Annotated in this window: 16 protein-coding genes; 7 read left to right on the forward strand and 9 right to left on the reverse strand. The window is 61.4% G+C overall.

The window, feature by feature from the left end:
- Nucleotides 1-11: 11 nt before the first annotated feature.
- Nucleotides 12-731, forward strand: a complete 720-nt coding sequence (locus HU749_RS24890; protein WP_186652095.1) for a DUF4198 domain-containing protein — start codon at nucleotides 12-14, stop codon at nucleotides 729-731.
- A 198-nt stretch (nucleotides 732-929) separates the two neighbouring features.
- Here the strand turns inward: HU749_RS24890 and HU749_RS24895 are convergent, their stop codons facing one another.
- The 3 genes from HU749_RS24895 to HU749_RS24905 are packed head-to-tail and all read right to left on the reverse strand — an operon-like array spanning nucleotide 930 to nucleotide 2,050.
- Entirely contained in the window at nucleotides 930-1,553 is a 624-nt protein-coding gene (locus HU749_RS24895; protein WP_046063546.1) for an SOS response-associated peptidase, read from the reverse strand.
- Nucleotides 1,554-1,592: 39 nt separating this feature from the next.
- Complete coding sequence (locus HU749_RS24900) at nucleotides 1,593-1,853, reverse strand: putative signal transducing protein (RefSeq protein ID WP_046063545.1); 261 nt, start codon at nucleotides 1,851-1,853, stop codon at nucleotides 1,593-1,595.
- Between the two features lie 14 nt (nucleotides 1,854-1,867).
- The gene (locus HU749_RS24905; protein ID WP_041476139.1) at nucleotides 1,868-2,050 is read right to left on the reverse strand and encodes a CPXCG motif-containing cysteine-rich protein; all 183 of its coding nucleotides are present in this window, start codon (nucleotides 2,048-2,050) and stop codon (nucleotides 1,868-1,870) included.
- Between the two features lie 139 nt (nucleotides 2,051-2,189).
- Here HU749_RS24905 and HU749_RS24910 point away from each other — a divergent pair, with 139 nt between their 5' ends.
- Nucleotides 2,190-3,356: a 1-acyl-sn-glycerol-3-phosphate acyltransferase gene (locus HU749_RS24910; protein WP_046063544.1), complete on the forward strand. Its 1,167-nt coding sequence runs from the start codon at nucleotides 2,190-2,192 to the stop codon at nucleotides 3,354-3,356.
- 201 nt (nucleotides 3,357-3,557) lie between these two features.
- On the opposite strand, the gene HU749_RS24915 is transcribed toward HU749_RS24910, so the two are convergent.
- Complete coding sequence (locus HU749_RS24915) at nucleotides 3,558-3,839, reverse strand: hypothetical protein (protein ID WP_014340169.1); 282 nt, start codon at nucleotides 3,837-3,839, stop codon at nucleotides 3,558-3,560.
- Between the two features lie 230 nt (nucleotides 3,840-4,069).
- On the opposite strand from HU749_RS24915, the gene HU749_RS24920 reads away from it, so the two are divergent.
- Nucleotides 4,070-4,276 (forward strand): hypothetical protein, encoded by a 207-nt coding sequence (locus HU749_RS24920; protein WP_046063543.1) that lies wholly within the window; start codon nucleotides 4,070-4,072, stop codon nucleotides 4,274-4,276.
- 63 nt (nucleotides 4,277-4,339) lie between these two features.
- On the opposite strand, the gene HU749_RS24925 is transcribed toward HU749_RS24920, so the two are convergent.
- The gene (locus tag HU749_RS24925; RefSeq protein ID WP_003205489.1) at nucleotides 4,340-4,924 is read right to left on the reverse strand and encodes a YajG family lipoprotein; all 585 of its coding nucleotides are present in this window, start codon (nucleotides 4,922-4,924) and stop codon (nucleotides 4,340-4,342) included.
- 205 nt (nucleotides 4,925-5,129) lie between these two features.
- Between HU749_RS24925 and HU749_RS24930 the strand changes: the two genes are divergently transcribed.
- Together HU749_RS24930 and mqo are read left to right on the forward strand one after the other, a co-directional pair.
- The gene (locus HU749_RS24930; RefSeq protein ID WP_072344449.1) at nucleotides 5,130-5,363 is read left to right on the forward strand and encodes a hypothetical protein; all 234 of its coding nucleotides are present in this window, start codon (nucleotides 5,130-5,132) and stop codon (nucleotides 5,361-5,363) included.
- 738 nt (nucleotides 5,364-6,101) lie between these two features.
- Nucleotides 6,102-7,610, forward strand: a complete 1,509-nt coding sequence (gene mqo / locus HU749_RS24935; protein WP_095974503.1) for a malate dehydrogenase (quinone) — start codon at nucleotides 6,102-6,104, stop codon at nucleotides 7,608-7,610.
- Between the two features lie 116 nt (nucleotides 7,611-7,726).
- On the opposite strand, the gene HU749_RS24940 is transcribed toward mqo, so the two are convergent.
- Both HU749_RS24940 and HU749_RS24945 read right to left on the reverse strand, forming a co-directional pair.
- The gene (locus HU749_RS24940; RefSeq protein ID WP_014340173.1) at nucleotides 7,727-8,014 is read right to left on the reverse strand and encodes a PA4642 family protein; all 288 of its coding nucleotides are present in this window, start codon (nucleotides 8,012-8,014) and stop codon (nucleotides 7,727-7,729) included.
- A gap of 61 nt (nucleotides 8,015-8,075) precedes the next feature.
- Nucleotides 8,076-8,561 carry a hypothetical protein gene (locus tag HU749_RS24945; protein WP_014340174.1) on the reverse strand — a complete coding sequence of 162 codons (486 nt, stop codon included), beginning with the start codon at nucleotides 8,559-8,561 and terminating at the stop codon, nucleotides 8,076-8,078.
- A gap of 324 nt (nucleotides 8,562-8,885) precedes the next feature.
- On the opposite strand from HU749_RS24945, the gene dauA reads away from it, so the two are divergent.
- On the forward strand, nucleotides 8,886-10,628 hold the full coding sequence (gene dauA / locus HU749_RS24950; RefSeq protein ID WP_046063541.1) for a C4-dicarboxylic acid transporter DauA: 1,743 nt from the start codon (nucleotides 8,886-8,888) through the stop codon (nucleotides 10,626-10,628).
- A 24-nt stretch (nucleotides 10,629-10,652) separates the two neighbouring features.
- Here dauA and HU749_RS24955 read toward each other — a convergent pair whose 3' ends face one another.
- Complete coding sequence (locus tag HU749_RS24955) at nucleotides 10,653-11,129, reverse strand: WbuC family cupin fold metalloprotein (protein WP_079302624.1); 477 nt, start codon at nucleotides 11,127-11,129, stop codon at nucleotides 10,653-10,655.
- A 3-nt stretch (nucleotides 11,130-11,132) separates the two neighbouring features.
- Nucleotides 11,133-11,690 (reverse strand): hypoxanthine-guanine phosphoribosyltransferase, encoded by a 558-nt coding sequence (locus tag HU749_RS24960; RefSeq protein WP_018606488.1) that lies wholly within the window; start codon nucleotides 11,688-11,690, stop codon nucleotides 11,133-11,135.
- A gap of 162 nt (nucleotides 11,691-11,852) precedes the next feature.
- Between HU749_RS24960 and upp the strand changes: the two genes are divergently transcribed.
- Nucleotides 11,853-12,491 (forward strand): uracil phosphoribosyltransferase, encoded by a 639-nt coding sequence (gene upp / locus HU749_RS24965; protein ID WP_018606486.1) that lies wholly within the window; start codon nucleotides 11,853-11,855, stop codon nucleotides 12,489-12,491.
- Nucleotide 12,492: the final 1 nt, after the last annotated feature.

Here is a 12,492-nt window from a genome sequence, read left to right on the forward strand (position 1 = left end):
GGAAAATCGGCATGAAACACCCCAAGACCTTCGCCCTGCTCGGCCTGCTTTTGGCCACACAAGCCTCGGCCCATGGCCTGTGGACCGAACAGCGTCGCGGCAACATCGAAGTGATCTACGGCCACGGCGCCGAAGACAATGCCTTCAAGGCGCAGAAAGTCAGCGGCGCCTGGGCCTATGACCTGGGCGGCAAGATGATCCCGGTCACGGTAGAGCGCCTGCCGGACCACGCCCGCCTGCAACCGCTCAAGCCGCCAGCGGTGCTGGCCGTGGCGCTGGACAACGGCATGTGGTCCCAAACGGCCGACAAGAAGTGGATCAACGAAGGCCGCAGCAAAGTGTCCGGGGCGATCGAGTCGACCCACACGTTCAAGTACAGCCTGGCAATCTATGAGCCGGGGGCGAAACTGCCGACACTGGCACCGATCAAGTTCGTGATCCTGCCGGAAGTCGACCCGATGACCGTTGGCCCGGGCCAGTCATTGCCGGTACGGGTGCTGCTGGATGGCAAACCGGTGGCCGGTGTGAAACTGGTGGGCGACTACCGCAGCGCACCGAACACCGTATCGACTGAAACCGACGCAGAAGGCCGGGCCAAGGTGCTGGTGCGCAACGAAGGCTTGAATGTGATCGCGGCGCAAATGGAAATTGCCCTCAAGGACAACAAGGACGTGGCCACCCGCGGCGTGTTCACCTCGTTGACCTTCCTGGGCGAACCGCATCACGAGTAACGCCCAAAATCTATTGTGGGAGCGAGCTTGCTCGCGATGACGGCAGATCAGCCAGCATCGAGGTTGACTGACATGACGCCATCGCGAGCAAGCTCGCTCCCACAGGGGATAGGCGGTGAACACATTTTTTGTGAACACCCGCAGCCTATTGCGGGAGCGAGCCTGCTCGCGATGAGGCTGGTACAAGCGCCGCAAAACTCAAGCCGGGGTCAAGCACTCCGGCCCATTGAGTTTCGGATCATTGACCATGTTGGCCAACACCCGCTCGCGCAATGGCGCCGGCTCGCTTGCCAGCAGCCCTTGCAAGGCATGCAGCGGTGTCTCGGGGTCGAGCCACAGGCGCTGGCCTTCTTCGTCCAGGATCAACGGCCGGCGCTGGCCCGCTGCCGGCTGGGTGATGACCGCCGTGCTCAGCCACACCTGTTCCTGTACCGGATACGCCTCCCAGATCGCGGCAAAAAACAGCGATGAACCCTCTCCCGGCGTCAGCCAGTACGGACGCTTGCGCGTACCGCCGCGCCACTCATAGAAACCATTGGCCGGCAGCAGGCAGCGGCGCAGGCGCAAGGCCTCGCGGAACATCGGCTGCTCGGCGACGGTTTCGGCCCGGGCGTGTGCTGGCGTGCGGGACAGGTCGGTCAGCCACGGCGGCGTCAGGCCCCAGCGCGCCCGGGCCAGTTCGCGCTGGCCCTCGGCACCGGCCCGCAGGATCAACACCGAATCGTTGGGCGAAATATTCCATTGAGCCTTCTGGTCGGCGGGAAAGCCGGGCAAGGCCGCGAAGGTGGGGTTCCAGCGAAACAGGGCATAACGTCCACACATGGGGCAACACGACTCTTGATCGAACAAACGGCCGCCAGCCTAACAGACCAGCGTGCCGGGATAGCTGTCCGGTTCATCGCCGGGCAACGGCAGTGCGACATTGTACGCGGCGATCAACTCTCGGGCGTATTGCGCCTGGTCGTCTTCCACCGCCAGCCCGAGCAATCCATACATCGGCAATTCCCCCGCGCCACCGACCAGATCGCGCCCCACCAGGTGCGCCGTGATGCCCTCACTGGCGAGCATCCCTTGCAGCAACTCGCCTTCCATCAGGTTTTCCAGCTCGTAGATTCGCTGCATCGGTGTCGCCCCCGTCAGTCGTTTTCGCTGAAGACCTCGAGATGCCATTCCTCACCATGGACCTGCAGTACAAAGGTGATTGGCCGGCAACACACCTGACAGTCCTCGATGTAGGTCTGGTCGCCGCCGGACAAGTCCACGGATGTCTCAACTTCCTCCCCGCAATAGGGACATTCATAACGAGCGCTTTCCAGCATCGCGGTCTCCCAGGTGACTTGTGCGTATAATCGCCGGTCTATTTGCAGGGCTATTTTTGTCTGGCTTATCTTCCAGGCCGTGCCCTGTCGGTTTTTCGATCGAACCTTTACTTACCCTAGCCGTTTCCTACAAGAGAGCATGATGGGCGAATTCGATGCCATCCGACCTTACGACGACAGCGAAGTCCCAGCGGTGCTGGCACGACTGCTTGGCGACAAGGCGTTTCTAGATATCCTCACCCACTTCCGCTTCCCACGCCTGGCCGGCGCCTTCGGCTGGATGCTCAAACCCCTTATAGCGCAAAGATTGCGCCGTGAGTTCGCCGGAGTGACGTCGGTCGCCACGTTACAGGACAAGGTGGAGTTCTACGTCGACCACACCATCGAGCGCGCCACCGATGGCGTGACCTATACCGGGGTGGAGCAATTCAAGTCCGGCAGTGCGTACCTGTTCATCGCCAACCACCGCGATATCGTGATGGACCCGGCCTTCGTCAACTATGCCGTGTACCACGCCGGCCTGCCGACCCCGCGCATCGCCATTGGCGACAACCTGCTGCAAAAGCCTTTTGTCAGCGACCTGATGCGCCTGAACAAGAGCTTCATCGTGCACCGCTCCATCACCGGCCGGCGGGAAAAAATGGCGGCGTACCAGTTGTTGTCGGCGTACATCAACCATTCGATCCGCCACGACTGCGCCTCGATCTGGATCGCCCAGGCCGAAGGGCGGGCCAAGGACGGTGACGACCGGACCGAATCGGCGATCCTCAAGATGTTCCACATGAGCCGCAAGGACGAGCCGTTCGGCGAGGTGATCCAGTCACTGAATCTCACACCGGTGTCGATCAGCTACGAATACGACCCGTGCGACCAGGCCAAGGCCCGCGAGTTGTACATCCGCGCCACCACCGGCACCTACACCAAGGCACCGGGCGAGGACGACGTGAGCATCGCCAAGGGCATCACCGGCTACAAGGGCCGGGTCCACGTGAACTTCGCCGCGCCCATCACCGAGCTGTTCGAGGACACCAAGCAATTGGCCCAGGAAATGGATCGGCAGATTCTCGGCGGCTACCGCCTGTTCCCAGTGCACTACCTGGCTTATGCCCAATGGGCCGATGCCGACCCGCAGTTGCAGGTGCCCACGGCGGCCGAGGTGTTTGGCGCCGAAGAGCTGGCCAAGGCCCAGGAAGAATGGCAACGCCGGCTGGACGCTTGCCCGCCGGAACACCGGCCGTTCCTGGTGCTGCAATACGCAACGCCGGTGCGAAATCAGTATCGGGTCAAGGCGGGGTTGGCGCTTTAAAGCCAGGTTGGCCAGGGCCTGAAGTGGCCTCTGTGGCGAGGGAGCTTGCTCCCGCTCGATTGCGCAGCAATCGCAACACAGGCTTGGCGTTAGGGTTGAGCGTTCGAGAGGGGCTGCTTTGCAGCCCAGCGGGAGCAAGCTCCCTCGCCACAAAAGCGTCTTTGCCTGACAAACCTCACTTGCCCTGCCACGGCTACTGCTTCAGAACTGCGTACTGATCCACGACACCAGCAACGCCAGCGCCAGGCAACCAAAGCCAAACCGGTAGAAAAACCGGTTCATCCGCTGAGTGGCCAGATCCAGCAGCGCTTCAAATCGTTCGTTGCCATCGCGATTGCGTGCTTCAAGGCAGGCCCGCGCCCGTTGTTCACGGCGGCGCGTCGCATGCAGCACCCAGCCACCCGGGCAGGCAAACAGCAACGCGAGCAGGTTGATCAGTTTGGCGGGGTGGGCGGCGAACAACGAAAGCAGATGCGACGACATTACGAACCTCAAACGAAAAACGGACAGGGCACGTCCGTGGCCTACGAACAGGGCGCGGATTCTACCGAAAGCCTGCCGCCCTGCGCCGCTTTTTCCGACCAGTAACGATCCCGCCGCAACGCTGGGTTCTTTTGTGGCGAGGGAGCAAGTCCAGGGTTAATTTCACCCGTCACGGTTTCGTCATCTGATTAGGCCACTCTGTCGCCCTTCAAACCTGCACGGAACCCGTCATGCTGCACGCCGAAAACCAGGACCGCCTCTATCTCATCAGCCCAAGCGACGAACAACAGAACCTCGTCGGCAGCCTGTCCTTCAACGTGCAGGACCGACATTGGCTGGTGTATTGCGCCCTCGGCGGCCATCAACATGCCGACCTGCCAGAGACAGACCTGCTGACCGGGATCAGTGTGCTGGAGTTCTATTCCCAGGCAGCCTGAGAATCTCGCCCATAAAAAACCCTGTGGGAGCAAGCTTCCACAGGGTTTATGAGGCCTTGTTACTTACTCAGCCAGCACCTGGCCAATGGTCGGGTCCTTGAACAGCCGGGTCAGGGCATCGCTCAAGACGTCGCTGACCAGCTTGGTGTTGGTGTCCTGGTTAGGCGCCATGCCGAAGCGCTGGTCCAAAGAAGCACCGTAACGACCACTGTAGCGGCGGTTGGCGTTCTGCACGTCGGAGCGGAAGGTCGCGCCGATGGTGGCTTCGGTCACGTACATGCCTTCCTTGGGCGACTGGTACTTGAGCTCGGCCAGGGTCACGGTCAGTTGCGGTGCATTCAAGGCATTGGCGGTCGGCGTGAAGCCCAGCAAACGCACGGCGGCTTCAGCCTGGGCCTGCAGCTTGGGCAGGATCTGCGCGCCCTGCACCGTGATCACACTGGTTTCCGGATACAGCCCGCCACGGGTGCCGAGCGTCGGCGACGGACGACCGTCCACCACCCGCACCACCACCGGCTGGCCACGACCCACAGGCGCCAGCTGGGCATTGAGCTTGGGCTCCGGGTTAAGTTGTTGCGGGCTGTGGGCGCAGCCGACGAGGGTCAGACTGGTCACAGCGATCAAACCGAACAACAGGCGTTGCAACATGCTCTTCTCTCCAGAATCGGGCACAAACAGGCCGGCAGTATAGCGGTGCGCCATCGCGGTGAACTAGAGACTTGCGATGAATACTGGAATGTCTGACACGGGCCGTGGTTGCCGGTTCCTGTCACCCCACTGTCACGGTCCTTACACCGGCATGTCATGGGCCGCTGTCAAGCTTATCCCAAGCTCCCTGACCCGGTATTCGATCATGCGCTTCCTTATTTCCCTGTTCACCCCTCGTCCCCATCACCGCAGCTTCGCCTTGCTCGATCGCAACGGCCGTTGCCAGGCGTTCAAGCAGTGCAGTCTGCAACCCATGGGCGAAGGCTGGGTGGAAATCGAAGAGATCCGTCTCAACTGGCTGCACCAGCCATTGCCCGCCAGCGCCCGCGTGCAACCGCTTCCTGCCCGCGCACGTAACCGGCAGCTGTTGACCATCTGACCGGACGGCTAATAAAAGTCATTAAACACGACCATTTCCCTGCGTTTCTTCGATACAATCTCCCCCCGATTATAAGGACGTCTCCTGATCGGGCCTCGCAACGCCGCTGATGCGCTGGTATTGGCACCCCGCAACGCCCACAGAGAGCCGCCCACACAGATCGAGTGAAGCTGGCGCGCTTGCTGTTCCTCCAGGCAAATCACCACTTTTCGCGAATCTGCAGAGCTGTCATTACGCTCGGTCACTGAGCTGTCTGCCCGTTTTGCCTGTCATGTACTACATGGGGGCAACCAAACCGGGCGCAGTGCCAGGCTGGGACAGCCCTTTTTTGAGGTTCACGTCTTCAAAAGAGCGTGAAAAAACGGGTTTTCACAACTTCACGAGAGTGTGGCGAGCAAATGAATAGTTTTGCGTCTGAACAAGCACCATTAGCGTCTGAAACAGCCCAACGACACAGGACCGGATATCGCTCAAGAACCGGCGCCTGAAGCCTGTCCGCTACGGATTTGGTTGCACGAACGGATGTCTCGGCCATAAGTCGAATTGCCTGCCCGGCGCTTAAATGAGTTCATGTGACTCTTGAGGCCAGGCTGCATGCATCCGCAGTAGGTGCGAAAAATTGCGAAGATTCGGACATGGCGATCCTGGCCATGGATAACTGGGGCGCAACTGACCTGCCCCGCCTCTCTTGGCCGCTATGCCGACAATTTGGTGCTGCAGATTTTGGAGACGCGTTAAATGGCGCATAACGAAGCAGTCGATGTAGTTCTGGTAGGGGCCGGTATCATGAGTGCCACCCTGGCCGTACTGCTCAAGGAGCTCGACCCCGCGATCTCGCTGGAAGTCGTCGAGCTGATGGATTCCGGTGCCGCGGAGAGTTCCAACCCTTGGAACAACGCCGGTACCGGCCACGCCGGGCTGTGTGAGCTCAATTACACGCCCCAGGCGGCCGACGGCAATGTCGACATCAAGAAAGCCGTGCACATCAACACCCAGTTCGAGGTGTCGAAGCAGTTCTGGACGTACCTGACCAAAAAAAGCACGTTCGGCTCCTCCAAGTCCTTCATCGCCCCGGTGCCACACCTGAGCTTCGTGCAAGGCGAGAAAGGCGTGTCGTTCCTGAAGAAGCGCTTCGAGCTGATGCACCAGCATCACGCCTTTGCCGACATGGAATACACCGAGGACAAGGCCCGGATGGCCGAGTGGATGCCGCTGATGATGCCTGGCCGGCCTGACGACGAAGTCATCGCCGCCACCCGGGTCATGAACGGTACCGACGTCAACTTCGGCGCCCTGACCAACCAGTTGCTCAAGCACCTGACCAGCGCCCCGGACACCCAGGTCAAATACTGCAAGCGCGTCACCGGCCTCAAGCGCAACGGCAGTGGCTGGACCGTGAGCATCAAGGACGTCAATTCCGGCAGCAGCCGCGATGTCGACGCCAAGTTCGTGTTCCTCGGTGCCGGCGGTGCGGCGTTGCCGCTGCTGCAAGCCTCGGGCATCGAGGAAAGCAAGGGCTTCGGCGGCTTCCCGGTCAGCGGCCAGTGGCTGCGTTGCGACAACCCGGAAGTGGTCAAGCACCACCAGGCCAAGGTATACAGCCAGGCCGCCGTGGGCTCGCCGCCGATGTCGGTGCCGCACCTGGACACCCGTGTGGTCGATGGCAAGAAATCCCTGCTGTTCGGGCCGTACGCCGGTTTCACCACCAAGTTCCTCAAGCACGGCTCGATCATGGATCTGCCGCTGTCGGTACGCGCCGGCAACATCGGCCCGATGCTGGCCGTGGCCCGGGACAACATGGACCTGACCAAGTACCTGATCAGCGAAGTGATGCAGTCCATGGAACAGCGCCTGGAATCCCTGCGTCGCTTCTACCCCGAGGCGAAAGCCGAGGACTGGCGCCTGGAAGTGGCCGGCCAACGGGTGCAGATCATCAAGAAAGACCCGAAGAAAGGTGGCGTCCTGCAGTTCGGCACCGAACTGGTGGCGGCCAAGGACGGCAGCCTCGCCGCCCTGCTCGGCGCATCGCCAGGTGCTTCGGTGACCGTGTCGATCATGCTGGAACTGATCGAGCGCTGCTTCCCGGACAAAGCCAAGGGCGAGTGGGCTGCCAAGCTCGCAGAAATCTTCCCGGCCCGGGAAAAAGTGCTGGAAACCGACGCGGCGCTGTATCGCAAGATCAATGCGCAGAACAACATCGCGCTGGAGCTGGTTGAAGAAAGCAGCGAGACCCAAAGCTACGCTTGATTTGATCGCATAAAAAAACGCCCCGTTCTCCATGAGAGCGGGGCGTTTTTTATGGGTGACGCTTTCGTGGCGAGGGAGCTTGCTCCCACTGGCCTGCGAAGCAGGCCCAGGATCAATCAGCCACGCGCCTTCTCGATCAATTCGATGTAATCCTCAGCATTACGCTGGTCGCGAACCAGCGCGACGAAATCGTTGCCGTGCTCGTCCTTGCCATTGAGGTCATGGCCGGCCTCGACGAAGAACGTCAGGAAACGCTCGAAATCGTCGACCCGCAGGCCACGGTAGGCCTTGATCAGTTTGTGCAGCGACGGCGAAGTGGCATCGACCGGTTCGAAATTGAGGAACAGCTTGATCTGTTCATCGCCAATCTCGTCGCCAATCACTTGTTTCTTGTCTTTACGCATTGCCGGCTCCAGCTCGCACAGTTCACGGGGCGGGCAGTTTACCCCCGGCAGGCCCCGGGGCTCAACGCGGGCGTTCGGCACCGGTGTGCAGGTCGGCCCAGATATGGCCGTTGGCGTAGGTGAGAAACTGCACATAGACCGTGTTGTTGCGCAGCAGATCGATGACCACCCGGTACTGGGCCTGTGGATAAGACAGCGTCAGGGTCTTGCTCGCCTCGTCGAAGACCGGTTTCTTCAGGCTTTTGCTTTCGCCGTCGAAGTTGAGGATCACCTGGTTGATGGTCGCCCCTTTGTTCATCGGCTTGCCCTTGAGACGGACCAGCAAGGGTGAAGTGACCGGAATCGGTTGCTGGTTGGACTGACGCTGGTTACCCAGTACCACCGAATACTCGGTCACTTGCAGCAACTGCTGCTGTTCAGGCTGTTCCTGGCGCACCACCAGGTCATCAGGCGGCAGGAACTGACTGTGCATCGGCGCAGCCACGACCGCCAAGGGCAGGCTGGAGATCAACAGCAAAGTGGCGCAGCGGCGGATCGATACACGCATGACAAGCTCCAGGGTCTTGGCCGGGCACTCTAGCATGAGCCTGAGCGGTAAAAATAACGATCCAGATCAATACATCCGCGCAACGAGCACGGCATACTCAAAGAGCCATCAGCCCTGACACCCGCCACAGAATGCTTTTTGTGGCGAGGGGATTTATCCCCGCTGGGCTGCGAAGCAGCCCCAAACCGGATACTCGGTGAGTCAGATAGATCACCCCAACCCGATGGGGGCCGCTACGCAGCCCAGCGGGGATAAATCCCCTCGCCACAGGTTGGGTGTTTGCCGGGAGTTCGGTGTTTGCCCCGTTCACTTAGTGGAGTGCCCATGTCTTTCTCCGCCCCACCGTTGTTTGCCGCCTGGCGCCAAACCTGGCGCGCCGGTTACACCCTTGAGCGCCTGCGTGGCGACCTGGTGGCCGGGCTGACCGTCGGCATCATCGCCATCCCACTGGCCATGGCCCTGGCGATTGCCGTTGGTGTCCCGCCGCAACATGGCTTGTACACGGTATTGGTGGCCGCACCCTTGATCGCCCTCACCGGCGGCTCGCGCTTCAACGTCAGCGGGCCGACAGCGGCGTTCGTGGTGATCCTGCTGCCCATCACCCAACAATACGGCCTCGGCGGCCTGTTGTTGTGCACCATGCTCGCTGGCCTGATTCTCATCACCCTGGGGTTGATGCGCGCCGGACGGCTGATCCAATACATCCCCTACCCGGTGATCCTCGGCTTTACCGCCGGGATCGGCGTGGTCATCGCCACCTTGCAACTCAAGGATCTGCTGGGGCTGACCACCGTCGGGCAAGCCAAGCACTACATCGAACAGTTGGGCGAACTGATCGTGGCACTGCCCAGTGCCCGACTCGGCGATGGCATCATCGGCGTCACGTGCCTGGCGGTGTTGATTGCCTGGCCTCGTTGGGTACCGCGAGTTCCCGGGCATTTGGTTGCCTTGCTGGTCGGGGCCCTACTGGGACTGGCGCTGGAGCACGGCGGTTGGCCGGTGGCGACATTGGGTGAGCGTTTCAGCTACGTGGTCGATGGCATCAGCCATCCCGGCATCCCGCCGTTTTTACCGAGCTTCGAGTGGCCATGGAACCTGCCAGATGGCCAAGGCCATCCCCTGACGCTTTCCTATGACCTGATCCGCCAACTGCTGGGCCCGGCCTTCGCCATTGCCATGCTTGGCGCCATCGAATCGCTGCTGTGCGCCGTGGTGGCCGATGGCATGACCGGCAGCAAGCACGACCCCAATGCCGAGCTGATCGGCCAAGGCCTGGGCAACGTCGTGGCGCCGCTGTTTGGCGGTATCACCGCCACGGCGGCCATTGCCCGCAGTGCGACCAATGTGCGCAGCGGCGCCTCTTCACCGCTGGCCGCGATCATTCACAGCCTTGTGGTGCTGCTGGCGATGGTGCTGCTGGCGCCACTGTTCAGCTACCTGCCCATGGCTGCCCTGGCGGCGCTACTGGTGATAGTGGCCTGGAACATGAGCGAAGCCGGACACGTGCTGCATACCTTGCGCATCGCCCCGCGCAGCGACGTACTGGTGCTGCTGACCTGCCTTAGCCTGACCGTCCTGTTCGACATGGTCATGGCCGTCGCCGTCGGCCTGCTGCTGGCCGCCGGGCTGTTCATCAAGCGTATGAGCGAACTGACCGACAGCGCCGAATTGCCCCGTCACTTCCACCAGGCCCTGTTGGACATGCCCGAGCATGTGCGTTGCTACGGGATTCGCGGACCGCTGTTCTTCGGCGCGGCGGAAAAAGCCCTGGATGTGCTGCGCAAGTTCGATCCGGGGGTCCGGGTGGTGGTCGTGGAAATGAGCGCCGTGCCCATGCTGGACATGACCGCGCTGGCCGCGTTCGAAAACATCCTGAAGGATTACCGCAAGCAGGGCATCGGCCTGATCCTGGTCGCGACGGCGCCAAGGGTACGCCTGAAACTGCGCCGCGCCGGCATTCATCGCGAGCAGCGGCAATTGGCGTATGTGCAGACCCTGGAGCAGGCACGGGTCAAGAGCGAGCAATGGCTGGCTGCTGGCAGCACCGCTCATTCAAGGCTGGCTTGATCTGTAGTGAGGGTGCATCTGAATTCATGTGGCGAACTGGGCGCGCATCCAGGCATGGTATTGCGCCACGCCGGCCTCGCCTTCACGGGGCGCCCAGTGGGCCAGTTCGCCCTCGCCCACGGGCCGGTAGGGGCCGGCCTTGCATTCGAACATCAGGCTGTCGGCTTCCAGCACCACCAATCCGTGATACACACCGGCCGGCAGGTCAACGCCGAGGCAATCGCCACCGGCCTGCAGGATGCGCTTGTCTACCACCGCGCCGGTTTCATCGAAGATCAATATCCCCAACCGGCCCTTGAGCACCAGCAAGGTTTCCGCCTTGTCGGCGCTCAGGTGGCGGTGCGGCGGGATGTAGGTCGAAGGCTGCAGCCCCACCGCCATGCGGTGGCACGGCTCATCCATCTCATGGAAGTTATGATGCTGCCGCCCACGAGGACTGGCCGCAGATTTTTCGGCCAAGTCATCGAACAGTGCATGATCCAGAAAGCTTGGCCGAGTCATCGATTACATGCCCTTGACGGCGAAAATGCCATTGGCGTTGCGCCAGTAACCTTTGTAGTCCATGCCGTAACCGAAGATGTAGCGGTCGATGCACGGAAGGCCGACGAAATCGGCTTTCAAGTCCGGACGGGCCTTGCGGTCGTGGTCCTTGTCGATCAGCACGGCGGTGTGCACGGCGCGGGCACCGGCGTGTTTGCAGAAGTCGATGATCGCGCCCAGGGTGTGACCTTCGTCGAGGATGTCGTCGATGATCAGCACGTCGCGGTCGATGAACGAGACTTCCGGCTTGGCTTTCCAGAACAGGTCGCCGCCGCTGGTTTCGTTGCGATAACGCGTCGCGTGCAAGTAGGACGCTTCCAGGGGGAAGTTCAGGTAGGTCAGCAGCTTGCCGGAGAAAATCAACCCGCCGTTCATGACGCAGAACACCACCGGGTTGGCCTCGGCCAATTGATCGTTGATTTGCGCACCGACACGGGCGATGGCCGCTTCGACTTCGGCTTCGGTGTACAGGCAGTCAGCCTCTCGCATGATTTGACGGATATGCTCGAGATCAGCGGACATGTCGCTCTCCAGGGGTAGCGGATCGGAAAAACCGGCAAAGGTACGCACCCCGCCCGGCCAGATCAAGCGTTTGTGGACTAACGTTCTGTATTGTCTATAGGACAACACCCTCGGATAGATTAATCTAGGCCGGTTTTTTTGCCCGCCGCCGGAGCCTTCCCCATGCCCATCCTCGAGATCCGCCATCCGCTGATCAGACACAAACTCGGCCTGATGCGCCGCGCCGACATTAGCACGAAGAACTTCCGTGAACTCGCCCAGGAAGTCGGTGCCCTGCTCACCTACGAGGCCACCAAGGACCTGCCGCTGGAGTCCTATGAAATCGACGGCTGGGCCGGTACGGTCCAGGTCGAGAAAATCGCCGGCAAGAAGATCACCGTGGTGCCGATCCTGCGCGCCGGCATCGGCATGCTCGAGGGCGTGCTGAGCCTGATCCCGGGGGCCAAGGTCAGCGCTGTGGGCGTGGCTCGCAACGAGCAGACCCTGCAGGCGCACACCTACCTGGAAAAACTGGTGCCGGAAATCGACGAGCGCCTGGCGATGATCATCGACCCGATGCTCGCCACCGGCAGTTCCATGGTCGCCACCATCGACCTGTTGAAAAAGGCCGGTTGCCGGGACATCCGCGCCATGGTGCTGGTCGCGGCCCCCGAAGGCATCAAGGCCGTGCACGATGCCCACCCGGATGTGACCATCTACACCGCGTCCATCGATCAGAAACTCAACGAACACGGCTACATCATCCCGGGCCTGGGCGATGCCGGCGACAAGATCTTCGGCACCAAGCAGAAGGACGCTTGAG

Origin of the sequence: Pseudomonas ogarae, assembly GCF_014268695.2 — a bacterium.
In the GTDB taxonomy this organism is placed as follows: Bacteria; Pseudomonadota; Gammaproteobacteria; order Pseudomonadales; family Pseudomonadaceae; genus Aquipseudomonas; species Aquipseudomonas kilonensis.